The 16,515-nt window shown below is 36.7% G+C and carries 15 protein-coding genes; 7 read left to right on the top strand and 8 right to left on the bottom strand.

Annotated features, from left to right (window positions below; translation table 11 throughout):
* Positions 1 to 43 precede the first annotated feature (43 nt).
* The 4 genes from LS41612_RS08460 (at position 44) to LS41612_RS08445 (ending at position 3,383) form a co-directional block, all read left to right on the top strand.
* Positions 44 to 448, top strand: coding sequence for a hypothetical protein (locus LS41612_RS08460; RefSeq protein ID WP_024361300.1), 405 nt, complete (start codon positions 44 to 46; stop codon positions 446 to 448).
* A gap of 183 nt (positions 449 to 631) precedes the next feature.
* Positions 632 to 1,081 carry a helix-turn-helix transcriptional regulator gene (locus LS41612_RS08455; RefSeq protein WP_024361301.1) on the top strand — a complete coding sequence of 150 codons (450 nt, stop codon included), beginning with the start codon at positions 632 to 634 and terminating at the stop codon, positions 1,079 to 1,081.
* Positions 1,082 to 1,404: 323 nt separating this feature from the next.
* Positions 1,405 to 2,157: a metallophosphoesterase gene (locus tag LS41612_RS08450; protein WP_105928900.1), complete on the top strand. Its 753-nt coding sequence runs from the start codon at positions 1,405 to 1,407 to the stop codon at positions 2,155 to 2,157.
* Positions 2,158 to 2,232: 75 nt separating this feature from the next.
* Positions 2,233 to 3,383 (top strand): IS3 family transposase gene (locus LS41612_RS08445; RefSeq protein ID WP_105928899.1). Its coding sequence is split into 2 segments (ribosomal slippage): positions 2,233 to 2,506 and positions 2,506 to 3,383, totalling 1,152 coding nucleotides; the frame shifts between segments, so codons are not numbered across the junction.
* An 86-nt stretch (positions 3,384 to 3,469) separates the two neighbouring features.
* Here the strand turns inward: LS41612_RS08445 and cyoE are convergent.
* A complete protein-coding gene (gene cyoE, locus LS41612_RS08440; RefSeq protein ID WP_024362958.1) occupies positions 3,470 to 4,420 on the bottom strand; it encodes a heme o synthase in 951 nt (316 codons plus the stop codon).
* A 305-nt stretch (positions 4,421 to 4,725) separates the two neighbouring features.
* Here cyoE and proC point away from each other — a divergent pair, with 305 nt between their 5' ends.
* Entirely contained in the window at positions 4,726 to 5,526 is an 801-nt protein-coding gene (gene proC, locus LS41612_RS08435; RefSeq protein WP_024362959.1) for a pyrroline-5-carboxylate reductase, read from the top strand.
* 64 nt (positions 5,527 to 5,590) lie between these two features.
* On the opposite strand, the gene LS41612_RS08430 is transcribed toward proC, so the two are convergent.
* The 6 genes from LS41612_RS08430 to LS41612_RS08405 form a co-directional block, all read right to left on the bottom strand.
* Positions 5,591 to 6,250, bottom strand: coding sequence for an alpha/beta hydrolase (locus LS41612_RS08430; RefSeq protein WP_024362960.1), 660 nt, complete (start codon positions 6,248 to 6,250; stop codon positions 5,591 to 5,593).
* 171 nt (positions 6,251 to 6,421) lie between these two features.
* A complete protein-coding gene (locus tag LS41612_RS08425; protein ID WP_024362961.1) occupies positions 6,422 to 6,979 on the bottom strand; it encodes a hypothetical protein in 558 nt (185 codons plus the stop codon).
* Positions 6,980 to 7,060: 81 nt separating this feature from the next.
* Entirely contained in the window at positions 7,061 to 8,260 is a 1,200-nt protein-coding gene (locus LS41612_RS08420) for an NAD(P)-dependent malic enzyme (RefSeq protein WP_024362962.1), read from the bottom strand.
* A gap of 299 nt (positions 8,261 to 8,559) precedes the next feature.
* On the bottom strand, positions 8,560 to 10,740 hold the full coding sequence (locus LS41612_RS08415; RefSeq protein ID WP_051147744.1) for a bifunctional diguanylate cyclase/phosphodiesterase: 2,181 nt from the start codon (positions 10,738 to 10,740) through the stop codon (positions 8,560 to 8,562).
* A gap of 215 nt (positions 10,741 to 10,955) precedes the next feature.
* Positions 10,956 to 11,657 carry a tetratricopeptide repeat protein gene (locus tag LS41612_RS08410; protein WP_024362964.1) on the bottom strand — a complete coding sequence of 234 codons (702 nt, stop codon included), beginning with the start codon at positions 11,655 to 11,657 and terminating at the stop codon, positions 10,956 to 10,958.
* A gap of 142 nt (positions 11,658 to 11,799) precedes the next feature.
* Positions 11,800 to 12,279, bottom strand: coding sequence for a thioredoxin family protein (locus LS41612_RS08405; RefSeq protein WP_024362965.1), 480 nt, complete (start codon positions 12,277 to 12,279; stop codon positions 11,800 to 11,802).
* Positions 12,280 to 12,472: 193 nt separating this feature from the next.
* On the opposite strand from LS41612_RS08405, the gene LS41612_RS08400 reads away from it, so the two are divergent.
* Both LS41612_RS08400 and LS41612_RS08395 read left to right on the top strand, forming a co-directional pair.
* A complete protein-coding gene (locus LS41612_RS08400; RefSeq protein ID WP_024362966.1) occupies positions 12,473 to 14,785 on the top strand; it encodes a YhgE/Pip domain-containing protein in 2,313 nt (770 codons plus the stop codon).
* A gap of 79 nt (positions 14,786 to 14,864) precedes the next feature.
* A complete protein-coding gene (locus LS41612_RS08395) occupies positions 14,865 to 15,374 on the top strand; it encodes a PCYCGC motif-containing (lipo)protein (protein ID WP_024362967.1) in 510 nt (169 codons plus the stop codon).
* Between the two features lie 403 nt (positions 15,375 to 15,777).
* On the opposite strand, the gene LS41612_RS08390 is transcribed toward LS41612_RS08395, so the two are convergent.
* Positions 15,778 to 16,314 (bottom strand): hydrolase, encoded by a 537-nt coding sequence (locus LS41612_RS08390; RefSeq protein ID WP_024362968.1) that lies wholly within the window; start codon positions 16,312 to 16,314, stop codon positions 15,778 to 15,780.
* Positions 16,315 to 16,515: the final 201 nt, after the last annotated feature.

The following is a 16,515-nucleotide window of genomic DNA, read 5'->3' as shown; positions in this document are numbered from 1 at the left end:
TATAATAAATCTGTATATGATTTTATTATCAGGGGGCATTGTTATGAAACTTTTTAAACTTTATCATTCAGACGGTATCCATATTATTACGGATGTAAAAAAACACAAAACAAATATTGAGTTAAAAACAATTACAGGAGAAGTATTATATATTATCGTTGTAACAGATGAAAACTACACAGTATACGATGACCGCTTTGCTGGAGCTTCCAAGCAGTTAAATTCTGTAGAGGCGTTCGATATCGACGGTAGCTTTAGAAGTCTTGACTTTGATAATATGCGCTCATTATTCAAAGAGGCATTCACTAAACTTTTACAGGAAATTGCTGAGTGTGTAAACGATGGAGACGAGCTAGTCTATCTTGATACACTTCGACATAAAGTAAGTGCCCAAATTAAAGGAATCCATTTCCGTGTTATTTCGGACACAAAAAAATATGAATATTAAGTAATGGCCTGTTCTACAAATAACAGACTGCTCAATGACTAAGCTTTTTTCTTTGAGCAGTCTATTTCTTTAGCTTAGCCCAAGCTCCCCTTTACCTCTAATTTCAAAATCATCACTTGCACACCTTCCTTTACTTTTTTCATGTATAATGGAGCGTAACAACCTGAAAGAAAGGGTGTTTGAATGAATCGTGAACAACTCATTTTACTCGTTTCAGAAAAACTAAAATTAATTCGAACAGAAAAAGCATTAACGCAAGACCAAATGAGCGATCTTCTTGGGCTTTCCAAAAAAACACTCGTGCAAATTGAAAAAGGTCGCATTAAAACAGGATGGACAACTACAGTTGCAGTATGTGCTTTATGCCGTGAAAGTTCCATATTACAGCATGAGCTAGGTGGTGATCCACTTGAGGTCGTTGACTTAATCGCCAATAACGGCACATTACCGCCAAAGGAAAAAACGATGGGCGGATACATATGGTGGAAAAACCTAAATGAATGGCAAGGCTATCGTTTACAACAAAACGTCATTAGTCAACATTATCGCATTTTAGATACAGACAACTATCGTCTACTGTCAACCTTTGACGAAACAATTGCCATGCAAGAATGGCACAAACTCAAAGAATAATATTAACCGATTTGAATATAAGCCTTGGAAAAAAGGTTTATATTCAAATCACCTAATCTTCTGAATTACATCGCATCTTCCACTAGTACATCCTTCCCCCACTATTCGAAATCTATGGACAAACGAATAATAGCTCTTAAACATTGTGACATAAGATAGAATCACACGACAAACGCTAACAATTACTATGTCGTACAACACTTCTCTTTAAAATATTTCTTCCATACCGAAGAAATCATCAACAAACGAGAAAAGTCGAATTTTGTAAGATTCTTCTATATAATAATTAGTAACGCCTGTTATACTGGAAAGGATGCTTTTTTATGACACGTATACTAGCAATTAGTGATATACACGGTGAATTAGAACTTCTGGAAAAATTATTATTAAAATTGAAGTTCGACGCCACACAAGATAAGTTACTTTTATTAGGGGATTATATTGATCGGGGTCCTGCATCTTGTGGCGTTTTAAATATAATTGAGGAACTACAAGCAACGGGTGCACGTGTACTATTAGGAAATCACGAGGCTATTATGCTCAAAGCTTGTCGTTCTGGTATTCCAAAAGCATGGCATCATTGGATTTCACTTTGTGGCGGAGATGCAACACTTGCAAGCTACGGCTATCAGCCTGAAGATTTTGAAGATGCCATTGCCCAAAACACATTACCTAGCTTTATTCAAACATTGCCAAAGCTTGAAGAACATTTACAGCTTATCGAGACGTTTGAAACGTATATAGAGTTGGAGGATGCCATTTTTGTTCATGGTGGCGTTGTACCTGGTAAAGCCTTAGCGGACACAGATCCTTTACAACTTTTATGGATTCGAGAAGAGTTTCATACAGGCTACAGTGGTGAGAAAACTATAATTTTCGGGCATACACCAACCTATAAATTGCATCAAGACCCAACTAACTACAGTGTTTATTTCGGCGATAATAATATTATTGGTATTGATGGAGGTGCTGTTTTTGGAGGGCAGCTTCATGCACTCGAATGGCCAAATCGACAAATTACATCTGTTGCAAAAGAAAAGCCAACAAGCTTAGAAGGAACTGACCCCAATAGGTAAAGACAAATAAAAAAAGCATCTTCGATTGAAATTCGGGTATAGATACTTAAATTTCAATTTGGAGGTGTTTTTTCTATGGGAACAAGAGTGAGTTATCCATATGAATTAAAAATGAAAGCGATTGAGATGCGATTAGCGGGGGTACCTGTCAAACAGATTCTATTGGAATTAAATATACGCCATAAAACACAGGTCGAAACATGGGTGCGTTGGTATAGAAATGGTGAAGTCAATCGTTTGAAACAACCTGTAGGCAAACAATATATCTTTAATAAAGGTCCTGAACCGAACAATGAACAAACGAAATTAGCATTGGAAAACCGTTATTTAAAGCAACAAATTGAGGTGCTAAAAAAGTACGCAGAGTTGGAGAGGAAGTGGTTGGAGAAGTAGCTGTACAGTTAGTTGCGTCACTAAGAAGCATGATGTCTGTAAAGGACATTTGTAAACACTTTGGGATTGCACGATCTACCTACTATCGTTGGAAACAGGCATCTACCGATGCAAGGTCTCGTCAAGCAATAGAGAGACGTATCGGTGAACTCTGTCGTGCAAATAAATTTCGCTATGGCTACAGAAAAATTACAGCACTCTTACGTCAAGAAATGTGCGTCAATCATAAAGTTGTTCAACGTATCATGCAAAAATATGGTTGGCAATGTCGCGTGAAAGTGAAAAAACGGAAACGAACAGGACAACCATATGCAATCGCAGCAAATTTATTAAATCGCGATTTTGAAGCCACAGCACCGTTACAGAAGCTCGTAACTGATATTACTTACTTGCCATTTGGTCAAAAACAGTTGTATCTTTCAAGTATTCAAGATTTATATAATGGTGAAATTATTGCCTATTCGATTGGAGACTGTCAAGATACTGATTTTGTGCTGGATACATTAGCTCAACTTCACCATTTGCCCGAAGGGTGTACGTTGCACAGTGACCAAGGGGCGGTATACACATCGTATGATTATCAACAGGCCGTAAAAGCAAAAGGCATTACCATGAGCATGTCCCGTAAAGGTACGCCCGCTGATAATGCCCCAATCGAATCGTTTCATTCTGTGTTAAAGTCTGAAACATTCTACTTAGACAATTTGAACAGTACTACGACGGCCATCGTAGAACAAACTGTCAAAGACTATATAAACTATTATAACAATAACCGAATTCAAACGAAACTAAACAACCAGTCGCCGGTTCAATACCGACAACTGGTTGAGTGATGCTTTTTTGATTACTGTCTTATATATCGGGGTCAGTCCCGAATAACTTGTTGGCTTTTCAATTATGATTCATCTAAATGTGCTATTTAATATAATTTAAAAATGACCCCAGCTAGGGAATAAATAATAACTGTTGAGAAGAGAATTGTCATATGGAAAAGCGAGAAAACAAACATTTTCGTCGCCCACTTCACTTGATCCGTGTTACTATGATAACCGTAAATACTCATTACAAGCCATGCCACACTTAATATAAGTGCGACAAGCATAATACCAATACTTAATGAACCAAATAAAAAGCTTGATAATATTAACAGTATTAAATAAAAATTTGTTTGGTAATATGTGCGGCGCATCCCTTTTATTACAGGAAGCATCGGAACGTTAGCTGCTTCATAATCCGCATGTTTACGAATCGCAATCGCATAAAAATGTGGCATTTGCCAGATTACCATCACACAAAAGAGCCCCATTAAAGCAGGATGTGTAATATCAGTTGATACAGCTGCCCAACCAATTAAAGGTGGTACTGCGCCTGATATACTACCAATTTCGGTATTATAAATAGTGCGACGCTTTGTCCACATTGTATACGGCACAACATATAAAAATACACCTAAAAATCCAAATAATGCAGCTAGTGGTGAGGCTAATGCTAGTACAGCTACTCCAACAACAAGCATAATAATCGCTAAACTCATCGTGGATTTTGCTGACATCTCCCCTGTTACAGTCGGACGATTTTTCGTACGCGGCATAATGGCATCTATATCACGGTCATACACATTATTAAAAGCTCCTGCCGCACCTATAACAAGTGCCGAACCAATTGTTGCGAAAATGATTTCTGGTATATTGTCCAATAATGTCATTTTATTTTTATACATCCCTAGCGACAAGCCAGCCCACATAGGAATTAAATTGGATTTTATGATACCTGTTTTAACTGTTTGAGCTAAAACATTAGAGCGCGAATGTTTCTCTATTGTTTTTTCTACAGTTTGTGGATTTTGGTCCGTTTTTAGATTTTGTTCCATTCCTCTTAATTCCTTTTCTCTTATAATTTCTACTTACGTCCTTCGATAGAATGAGACATTTTTTGCATTAAACATATCAAATTATTATTTTACCCCTTTTAGGATAGCTATGTCTCAAAGTTCACATAAAGTACATGATTTTATCAATAGAAGGTATAATGTCAATTCACAACTCCTTCTATGATACCACCGACTTGCATGAATTTGAACCTAATTGCCTTCTTTCCTGCATAATGCTATTCAAGAAAAACAATCTGCACTATACTAATGGGTATGTTCTATCTAAACGAAGGAGTGTCTAACACGTGAAATACGGATTTATTGGTCTAGGTAATATGACCACAGCCATTATTAAAGGAATGTGCAATAGCGGAGATTTTGATTCCTCTTATATATATGGCTATAATCGTACAAAATCAAAAACAACAAAACTCGCAACCTCTTATGGTATACAAGCAACAACTTCCATCGAGGAACTCATGGCAAAATGTGATGTCATTATTTTAGGTGTGAAACCTCAAATGCTACCTGATGTTTTACCTGAGGTCAAAAAACATCTCCAAGAAAAGCATATGATTGTATCCATTGCTGCGGGAAAAAACCTCAATTACTTCCATGGTTATCTTTCAGAGTCCACGCCTATTATTCGCGTAATGCCAAATATCAATGCCCTAATTGGCGCATCAACAAGTTGCTATACAGCAAATGAGCAAGTAACAGAGACACAACTTCGTCTTATCACCATGTTATTTGAAACAATCGGCACGATAATTGAAGTACCTGAACACTTATTCTCCATCTTTACAACAATTGGTGGGGCTTCACCAGCATTCACCTATATGTATATCGATGCCTTAGCTCGCGCTGCTGTGCGTGAAGGTATGCCGAAAAACATGGCACTCGACATTGCTGCAAATGCAGTACTCGGCAGTGCGAAAATGATTTTACAATCAAAAGAGCATCCATGGGCGCTGGTCGATCAAGTCTGCTCTCCAGGTGGAACAACCATTCAAGGCGTATCTTCCCTTCAAAGCAATCATTTCGAAACGACAATCCATGATGCTGTTGCAGCTGTAACAGATAAAGACCGCAGTCTATCTAAATAAAATTTTTACGAACAAAAGGCATCGAGAAATTGAATTCCCGATGCCTTTTATCTATTACTTAGGGTTACTGCATATGATCTTGTTCTTGTAGTTGTTGTGCTAAAAACATGCCTAAATCTCGCCAATTTTCTGGTGTAACACCATGTCCATCTGGATATTGCTTGAAAGTAACTGTGGCGCCAAATTGCTCAAACAGTTCTTTGCTTTCCATACCCCATTGTGAAGGAATCACATAATCATAATCACCATGAGAAATAAAAGCATGTAAATGATTGACCGTGCGAATCGCATATTCCTCCGTAACAAATTTTGGCGTATATCCGCTTAATGCTACAATGCCTGTAATTAAATTGCCCATAACAAAAGCTAGTGACTGTGCAAGAACAGCCCCTTGGCTAAAGCCAAGGACAAATACTTTATGCGGATCAATTTGAAACTCTTCAATCGCTTCTAAAATAAATCGTTGCAGTGCAATTAACACTTTATCAAAAATAGCACGGTCTGGCTTTCCCACTTCCTGTATCGTGAAAAAGGCAAAACCCGGCTTTTGTGCAATAGGACCTCTCAAACTAATGATATGACACTGGTCTTGAAAATCTTGTACCAATTGCGGTAAATCATCTTCATTGCTACCCATTCCATGCAATAAAAAAATCGCTGGATATTTTTTAGTAGGGTCCATATTTGCTGGTTGTGTATGTTTAAAAGTGAATGGTGTATTCATTGCTATTAATTCCTTTCAAGTAAAATCAAAACTATTTTAACATATTGCCCAATTATACTGCACAGATGTTGATTTTGGAATCTTCCCCTAATTGTTTGAAAATTGTTTGTGTGCCTGACACTACAAAGGCATCGAATTAGAGAAAACGCTCTAATTCGATGCCTACAAATTTTATGTTAAATTTGTTTTCGAAATAAGCCCGTCTGTATGATAGGCTATATATCCGTTAATGATGCGAAGTGTTTCTTGCGGATCAGCGTCAAATAGCACGTTGGATTGTGCAGGCGTTGATACAAGAACCGAAAGTAAATCCATTCGCATCGAATGTCCAGCAGCGCTATAGGCATAGTCATAAATAATCGCTTCCTCTGTAAGACCTTCAGCGTCATACTGTTGATGGAACAATTCTTTTGCCATCTCCATTCGTTCAGCTACTTGCTGACGAATTCGCATTTGATGCATAAGCAATTCTTCTTCAAGTACTGCTGGTTTTACCCATTGTTTCTGTTCTAGCATATTGATAAGCTGATTTTCCCAAACTTGCTCATTGTCAGTAAAATACAACATATTCACCATCAGCCTATCCCAAAAATCTGTTTTCGAACTAGCCGATTGACGTTGCATATCAATCGTCTGATTAAAGTGTTGCTCAACCTTTTCAATATCCATATTACGTACTAAATGGTAACATACATTTTCAATAAATTTATTTGCTACTTCCTGTGCCATGATCGAAACCCGTCCTTATCTCAACAAATCATTACACCTCTATCATACCATGATTGTTAAATAGAAAGAAACGGACAACGTTTAGACATGTTGATGTGGTTGCTGGAATAACACCGATACGCCGGAGTCAATTGCAGCACTGCCAACAGCTTTCGCGACAACGCTCGCTACACGCTCATCCATCGACTTTGGAATAATAAATTCTTCTGATAAGTCTTCTGCTGATACTAACGAAGCAATGGCTTCTACCGCTGCCAGTTTCATCGCCTCATTTATATCTGTAGCGCGGACATCTAATGCCCCCCTAAAAATACCAGGGAAAGCAAGCATATTATTTACTTGATTCGGATAATCTGAACGGCCAGTACCCATAACACGTACACCCCATGCACGAGCATTATCATACGTGATTTCTGGATTAGGATTAGCTAGCGCAAATACTATAGGATTTTCATTCATTGATTCGATATGCTCTTTCGTTAATAAATTGGCAACAGATACACCGACAAAAACATCACTACCAGCAATCGCGTCTTCTAATGTCCCAACTAATTTGAATGGGTTTGAAATTTTTGCAATCTGGTCTTTGATGCTATTCATCCCTTCCTTACGCCCGTCATAAATAATCCCCTTTGTATCACACATCACAACATTTCTATAACCCATTTGAAGTAATAAGCGCAATATTGCAATGCCAGCCGCCCCGGCACCGTTTATCACTACCTTCATATCTTTTGGTTCCTTGTTGACAATTTTAATCGCATTCATTAAGCCAGCCCCAACAACAATCGCCGTACCATGCTGGTCATCATGGAATACGGGTATATTACACTCCTGTCGAAGGCGATCTTCGATTTCAAAACATCGCGGAGCAGAAATATCCTCTAAATTAATACCACCAAATGTTGGAGCAATCGCCTTAACAGTGCGTACGATTTCATCCACATCTTTTGTTGCGAGACAAATAGGAAATGCATCCACATTGGCAAAACGTTTTAGCAAAATCGCCTTTCCCTCCATCACCGGTAATGCCGCTTCTGGGCCGATGTCACCTAACCCTAGAACGGCTGTCCCATCTGTCACAATGCCAACTAGATTTCCTTTAATTGTATAATCATACACTGCTTGCGGATTGTTTTCGATTTCAATACAAGGCTGCGCAACGCCAGGTGAATAAGCTAAACTTAAATCATATGTATCCTGCACAGGTACCTTTGCTACAATCTCCATTTTCCCTTGTGCTTCTTTGTGCATCTCTTTTGCCTTTTGCATAATATCCATTGTCTAAACTCCTATCTTCTATCTACATGTCATTTAGTTTTTCCATTATTCTCAACAAAAAAATTATTATTGTAATACTATTCTAAATAATTAATCTTGTTATATTTTGAAAATTATATTACTTCATCCAACTAAAGTCAACGTCGTCAAGTGCAATCCTATACAAAACTTTTTAAATTGTTAATATTTTTAGAATATTTTAAATAGATGAAATCGTTTTCATTTTAATACTATCCAAAAATAAATGATTCATACAAAAACATCCTTGTTTCCTTTCGAAACAAGGGTGTTTTAAAGTTTCAGCATTGAGCGTGTAACGCTTCTAAAATAGTTTGTGCATTATCTTGAAGTGCCTGATAGTTATCTTGTAAGTATGTCGGATGCAATGGCTTACTAAATAAAAATCCTTGTACTGTTTCACAATGCCCTGCCATTAAATAATTGAGCTGTGCTACTTCCTCAATTCCTTCTGCCACTACTTTCAAACGTAAATGTTTAGCCATCGATAATATCATATCAACTAATGCTTTATCAGTAGGGTCGCTTTGAATTTTTTGGACAAAAGAGCGATCAATTTTCAAGCAATCGATTGGAAAATCTTTTAAATAGGATAACGATGAGTAACCAGTACCAAAATCATCAACAGCAATTGTCACACCGAGCGTTTTTAATTGATGTAAAATCATCGTGATATGATCGATATTAATGGTCATACTTTCCGTTATTTCTAATTGTAAGTATTTTGGGTCTAAATCAGTATCTTCAAGTACAGATTGAATCATCTCCACTAAATCTTGCTGAAATAATTGGCCTAAAGAAAGATTTACCGCTACTTTGATAGGTGGTAAGCCGGCTTGTTCCCACTGCTTCACTTGCCTACACGCCGTTTCTAATACCCATTGTCCAATCGGAATGATGATACCTGACTCTTCGGCAATCGGAATAAACAAACCTGGAGAAATCATGCCCTTACTTGGGTGCTGCCAACGGACTAGTGCTTCAACCGATAAAATTTGCCCTGACTGCAAATCTATTTGCGGTTGATATTCCACAAACAACTCATGATTATCCAAAGCATGACGTAAATCATTTTCTAAAATAATTTTCTCTGTAATATCGCTAGACATGGAAGTTTCATAAAATACGATGCGTGAAGGTACTTTTCTCGCCTCCTGCATCGCATACACAGCATACCTGACAAGCTCTTCTTCTTTGTAGGCATCCGTCGGGAATAAAGATATGCCAATATTCAAATGCCCATTTAAAGAAATATGTTGTATTTGGAAGGATTTCGCCATGGCCATTTGCAACTGTTTACAAAGCTCCATGATTCGTTGTGTATGATTTGCATCATCAATAAATACGATAAAATAATCTTCTCGAAGCATACTTAGTAAATACTGCTCCGGTATAATATCCTTTAGCCGCTGTGCAACTTGACTAATTAATTTATCTGCATATGAACTACCTAGTGACGCTTTAATAGCTGAAATGCGTTCAATCTCAATAGCTAAAATAGCCTTCTTAACATTCGATTTATATAAGTTCTTATGTAATGTCTCCATTAAAAACCGTTCATTTGGTAGGCTTGTCACCTCGTTATGATAAGCCATATAATGCATCTTCTCTCTAGATTTCTCTAAATGTTTCTGCATTTCTATTAAATCCTGAAACGGTTTTTCAATTGATGAAAAGTAAATGGCTTTAAAAAGAAAATAAAAAGAACACAATTGAAAAATATGTCCAATAAAATTTTTAATATCGTAAACGTCACGATATGTAGTAAAAAGTAAATCACTAATGATTAAATAACTTGCACTACCTAACAACAAGAATATAATATTGGGAGCTACCTTAAATTTTTTTAGTAATAAGTACATGATGAGAAAATGGCATGCCATTGCGACATACTGCAACGAAATTTTTAACGGTGTTGGACCGACTCCTTCAATAACAAGCGGTGGCAGAATAGGGGTAGTCGGTACATATATAAGTATGAATAATCCAACAGTAATAACAAATGGCGTACTATAAATGAACCATCGATACGTTTTATTAAGAATGGCTTTTTCCTTAATAAAAAATATGAGCAAGATACCACATGATAACACTAACCTTCCAATAATATAAAACCATGTTGCAGCATAGGGGGTGCTCTCCATAATAAAATGCGGCATCCCCTTATAAGAAAGTGCATGTGCAATTTCAATTAAGCTATACGTTAAAAATAATGCACCTATGTATAGAGTTCTATTAGATAGAATATAAGGTGTTGTTAACCATGATTGGATGGCAATCGTCATCGTCACAACAATGATCAAAATTTCTATTAGCAAATGAATCGAAACATAATTACTCTTTCCAAAAATCCCGTAAAATTCATCACTCCAATAACCAATGATCATCAATAATACGCTAGAGAATAATATGAATAGTATCCCTTTCCTAAATAAAGAAAAATGTTTATTTAATTCCCACACGATGATCCCTACTTTCACTTGGCTGATAACCGCTACTTTATAATAATTCATTATGTATAAATAATTTTGAGATGATTCTACTAATAGATTACCATGATATACCTAAAATTCAATCAAAGAAAAATGGATAAAATGTTTCAACTGTTGAAAAAAGGAAGAAGACTGAAAATATCCTCGTAATTAACGAGTTTATCTTCAGTCTTAGCATGTTCATTTTATGAAAATACATAACTATCCATATTATCAATGGTATTTTGGATTGCATCTTTTAGAGATCGCTGATGCTCACCACAAGAAGCAATGGCTTCCTCTAATGTAATCGCTGCATTCGCTATAAACGGTGCCATCTGTAAATCTTTTGCAAGCTGAATTAACACAAGGGCTTTATTCCACTTCCAGCGAGCATTTGTCGGATCTAAGTCAATGGCTTGCTCTAAATAAGCAAGTGCATCAAATGGCATCCAACCAAAACGATGCATCGTTTGACCTGTTATGCCCCAATACAAAGCCTTATTAGGATTTGCTTTTACTGCCTGCTTGAAGCAATGGACACTTTCATTGTAATGATGGGCAAATAAAAACAGCTCGCCCTGTGTAAAAAATGATTGTGCCTTTTCATTAGCTGAACCTGATTTAGCCATGTCCTCTAGCGCTTTTACTCGCTTCGCAAATGCCGCTTCATCTTTTATAGCACGTATTGCTAAAACATCATCTGATTCAGGATAACTTTCATTCGCTCGTTCACTATGCTGAGTTTCCAAGAAAAGTGTTGGCTTCGGCAATGTAGCAACATCGTACTCATCCAACAAAGTAATATATTTAGTAGCTAACTCCTTATCAGGCCCATCTGCAATTTGCATAGCAGCCTTATAACATTTCATCAGCTCTCCATTATAAAAGTATTCTTCCATTGTCATCCATTCTTCCTCCAGTTTTCATACACCTCATTCTATATAGTATATATTATACATACTTCACTCTATAAAGCACTCTCCATTTCGTTTGCTATCTATTTGAATAAAAAAGAGACTGTCCCATTGGTTCAGTCTCTTCTGTGCGTTATTTTTTTAATACTTCTTTATCTAAGAAAGCTCGTAAATCTTCTTCAGCTAATGCCCCTACAAAACGTGCAGTTTCTTTGCCATCTTCAAAACGAATAAAAGTTGGCGTTGCTTCGAGATTATACTTATCCCATAAATCTCCATATTCATATACGTTTAATTGTGCAATATTTACGCCTAAATCATCTGCAACCGGCATTAATACGGGTGTGAATGCTTGACAGTGTACACAAACTGGACTAAAGAAATACGCATTGACATCTTCCCCAGCTTTAATCTTCTTTTCTAGCTCATCAGGCAACATAATATTTTGGTAATTTTCATCATCTAATTGGTCAATTGTTTCTTGTTTTAGATTTTTGTCTCCGTATGGATTATTCGCACTCGCCAGTTTGTTTTTGTTTGATACATTTGTAAGTACAATAATCGCTGCAAATAATACAACAATAACCGAACCAATAATTAGTAGCTTTTTCAATTAAACTCCTCCGATTTCACATAAAAAATGTCCTACTTTTAGTGTATTTGGAATTGATTATAAAGTGTTTTTAGAAGCTAGTAAACTAATTCGTCTTTCATAGTAAGTTTTCGCACAATTCAAACATAATTTAATGTATTTATGGAAACCTACTTACTATAATGCGCAAAATGAATTTGGAGTGAAATTTACTATGAAACCTACTTTCCAACATGTTTTTCGAATTTATAAAAGTGATATCTTAAATATAGTATCAAACTGGGTAGTTGCTGTCATTGTTGGTGGGCTCATTTTTTTACCTTCTTTGTATGCATGGTTGAATATCTATGCTTCGATGGATCCATACGCGCACACGGCAAATATGAAAATTGCTGTTGTCAATGAAGATGATGGCACTACAATTAAAGGTGAAAATTTAAACATTGGAAAGGAATTAATGAGCAATTTACAAGCAAACAATAGCTTTTCATGGTACTTTCTCCCAAGGAAAGAAGCGCTCGATTCATTAAACATTGGTGATTATTTTGCAGTACTTATCGTTCCTAACGATTTTTCAGAAAAGCTTACATCCATTTTGACCGATCAACCTACAAAAGCGCATATTGATTATTATGTAAATGAAAAAATTAATCCTATTGCTCCCAAAATTACAGGTAAAGGCGCCGGTGTTATTACCCAACAAGTTTCGAGTGAATTTATCTCAACAGTCAATGGCACACTTTTTTCTATGTTTAATACCATTGGCATTGAAATCGAACACGAGATTCCAGACTTCAAAAAATTTGAACATTATATTTTCACAATTGAACAACATCTTCCTGATATTGAATCATTTTTAGCTCAAACTGCAAAAGGTGGAAAAGATGCTGAAAAATTATTGGACACCACTATCAGTGAAATACCCGAGATAGAAAAAATGACAACTAGCGGTCTAACAACTATCCACAATGGTTTACAGCTGATAAACGAGGCAGATACGCTGTTCACTCAGCTTTCCCCCATTGTAAAAGCAGATTTAGAAAGCGTACAAACAATCGCTCAACGATTCTCACAGCTTTTAGAGCAATTGCAAACTATCCAGACAGATACAGCTACCTTAGCAAAATCTAAAGACGAACTGCAAAAGCAGTTAACATCTTCACAAGATAAAGTAAATAATAGTATCCAAACGTTGGAAGCTTTACAGAAGTTAACACAGGCAGATGCCTCCTCTCGTAAACAACTGGAAAACTCTCTCCAAACGGTGATTTCATCGCTTCAACAGGAGCGATCGAATGATGTTATCGCTCTATTAGATAATAAAGGTATTATTCAGCAATTGGAGTCCATACAAGGAAAGTTACAAGCAAATCCGATTGCTAGCGACTCTATGATTAGTGTGCTCTCTACATTACGTCAACTAAATGCTGTAGTAACGGATGTCTCAAATAAAGTACAACAATTCAATAATATCGACGAGCAAACAATAAAAAAAGATATTGCCGCAGTCCAACAAACGGCTCAAGATGCTGCAAATCATTTAAATCAGTTTCTTAGTTACTATTCAGATAAACTGGAACCACAAATTCATACAACCTTGAATGCTGCAAAGGATACATTAACAAATGCATCAACTATGCTAACGAAAGTGCAAAGCTCCATTCCACAGGCAAAACAACGATTAAGCAATGCCAAAAATACGTTAGTAACGGCCAATAAGGCTATAGCTACCATTCAATCTGACTTCCCTACACTAAGTAAAAAGATTATCGACCTTGCTAATAAGCTACGGACATTAGAAAACGAAACCGATATCTCTGAAATCGTTCAATTATTAAAAAATGATGTCGAAGCAGAGCGAGATTTTTTTGAAGAACCAGTCAAACTAGCAGAACATAGAATATTTCCAATTGCAAATTACGGAACAGCCATGACACCATTTTATACCGTTTTATCTATTTGGGTCGGTTGTTTGTTGCTGATTTCTCTTCTTGCAGTGAATATTCACGACAACCCACAATATAGCATTCGTGAAATATATTTTGGGCGATTAATGACTTTTGCAACTATCTCCATTATCCAAACATTGATTATTACAATTGGTGATATTTTACTGTTAGACATCTCCATTCGTGCGCCTCTTTCCTTTATTCTTTTTGGTTTAATCATTAGCTTTGTTTTTATTACAGTGGTCTACACGCTAGTATCTGTATTTGGAAATGTAGGTAAAGCACTAGCCATTGTGATGTTGGTTTTACAAATTGCTGGTTCTGGCGGTACTTACCCCGTTGAATTGTTACCAACGTTTTTCCAAGTAATTAATCCATTTTTACCGTTTACTTATGCAATCGGCATGATGCGTGAAGCAGTTGGTGGCATCATTTGGTCCAAAATATGGATAGATCTTACATTCTTACTAAGCTTCTGGTTAGTTTTTCTGTTGTTTGGCTTGTTCTTAAAAAAATTGCTAGGCGAAAAAATGGAACTTTTAATGAACAAAACACGCGGATTAGATATTTTTCACTGATTTGTGACTACGCTAGCTATAAATATTGACGTGACCAATGTTATAATGAAAATATTGTAAACATGTAGGAGGCGTTTTTTTGAAAAAATTAATATCCATTTTTACGTTGTTATTGCTCGTGTTAAGTGCTTGCGGAACTGACAAACAAGCGACGGAAGAACAGCCAAAAGATACTCAAAATGAAGCTTCACATGATGGACATGCTCATGTAACAGGAGATATTCAGGAAGAGACAGCAAGTGCTGATGTCCTGCCAACATTTTTAGATAGCCAATCTGAAAATATTCGCTTAGTCTACCAAATAGCTGGACAATCAACCGAAATTTTAGAATGGATGCCATGCTACTGTGGCTGTGGAGAATCTGTTGGACATAAAAGTAATTTAAACTGCTTTATTCAAGAAAAAAAGCAAGACGGAACAATTGTATGGGATGATCATGGCACACGTTGCGCTGTTTGTTTGGAAATCGCACTACAATCCGCAAAAATGCATAAAGATGGCATGACTCTAAAAGAAATCCGCCAAACAATTGATGAAACATACAAAAATGGTTATGCAAAACCAACTCCAACGGAAATGCCTGCATAAAAAGTGCTGACACAAAAGAGAAAAGGTGGCTGGGACAAAACTAAAAAATATTAAGGAACAGAGGAAAGCTGTTCGTAAATTTTTGCTATATGGAGACCTTAGCTATTCTTGCTTTTGCAATTAAAAAAATTAGAAGTGTTCACTAGTTGTTGGTAGCGAAGGCAGTGACTCCAGCTCAGAACAGCACATAATGTTAGCCGCGGGCAGACCGCGCGTAGCGAGGATTGCGGCTTACTGTGCTGAGCGGAAAGCACCGTCGTAGCGGACAACAACGGCATAGCAAAAAAGTGTTAGATTGATTAGGTTCAATTTAACACTTTTTCTCTTATGTCCCAGCCACTTTTTTTGCTATCGCCTTTGTCTGCTATGCATTTACTTTTAAAGGTTGCTGGCAAGTAAATCGTTATTTAACGAGTTGTAACACTGTTTTAAAATGTGGATGATTCGCACCTTGTAAAAGCTCATATAAAATCATTTCTGTGCTCGTTGGCAATATACCTAGTGCCTTCATTTTATCTAGCCCTATTTCCTTATTGGCTTTTGTACGAGAGGACACCGCATCCACAACTACTTCCACCTCAAAGCCTTGTTCTTTCAGTTGTCTTGCTGTTTGATAAACGCAAATATGCGCTTCAATACCTGTCACGATAAATTGGGTACGACCACTTGCTTTAACTGCATCGATAAAGGCTTGCTCCTGACAAGCACTAAAAGCCATTTTGGCAATCGGGGCCCCCTGAAGATGCTGCGCTATTTCTAAGGCAGTTCCACCTAAACGACTTGGATTTTGTTCAAGCCATAACACAGGTACATCCAAAGCGTCCATCGCTTGTACTAGTTTTGCTACATTTTGAATGACTGTTTCACTATCCTCTACAATCGTTGCCAATTTGCCTTGGACATCCACAACAATCAGACTTGCTTGTTCTATTGTAAACATACATACACCCCTTTCACTATTTCTTACCTTTCAGTATACCGAAAATTTTTTATCTATGTAGTTTTTCATCAATATGCGATACATAAAACAAATTGTGTGCCAATTGTGTGCGTGCCTGACACTAAAATGCTCGTTTTCATCGTACATAAATAAAAAATTGAGAATTTTGTTTTTTCTCTTGAAAATTAAGTTATAATCCAA

Origin of the sequence: Lysinibacillus sphaericus (genome assembly GCF_002982115.1) — a bacterium.
Taxonomy (GTDB): Bacteria; Bacillota; Bacilli; order Bacillales_A; family Planococcaceae; genus Lysinibacillus; species Lysinibacillus sphaericus.
This window is presented reverse-complemented; position numbering and strand designations above follow the sequence as displayed.

Coding starts and splice junctions, on each gene's coding strand:
- cyoE (WP_024362958.1), bottom strand. CDS start 4,420: ATGGAACAAAATCTAAAAACGGACCAAAATCCACAAACTGTAGAAAAA.
- LS41612_RS08410 (WP_024362964.1), bottom strand. CDS start 11,657: ATGACAATGGAAGAATACTTTTATAATGGAGAGCTGATGAAATGTTAT.
- LS41612_RS08390 (WP_024362968.1), bottom strand. CDS start 16,314: ATGTTTACAATAGAACAAGCAAGTCTGATTGTTGTGGATGTCCAAGGC.
- LS41612_RS08460 (WP_024361300.1), top strand. CDS start 44: ATGAAACTTTTTAAACTTTATCATTCAGACGGTATCCATATTATTACG.
- LS41612_RS08450 (WP_105928900.1), top strand. CDS start 1,405: ATGACACGTATACTAGCAATTAGTGATATACACGGTGAATTAGAACTT.
- LS41612_RS08400 (WP_024362966.1), top strand. CDS start 12,473: ATGAAACCTACTTTCCAACATGTTTTTCGAATTTATAAAAGTGATATC.
- LS41612_RS08430 (WP_024362960.1), bottom strand. CDS start 6,250: ATGAATACACCATTCACTTTTAAACATACACAACCAGCAAATATGGAC.
- LS41612_RS08420 (WP_024362962.1), bottom strand. CDS start 8,260: ATGGATATTATGCAAAAGGCAAAAGAGATGCACAAAGAAGCACAAGGG.
- LS41612_RS08425 (WP_024362961.1), bottom strand. CDS start 6,979: ATGGCACAGGAAGTAGCAAATAAATTTATTGAAAATGTATGTTACCAT.
- LS41612_RS08455 (WP_024361301.1), top strand. CDS start 632: ATGAATCGTGAACAACTCATTTTACTCGTTTCAGAAAAACTAAAATTA.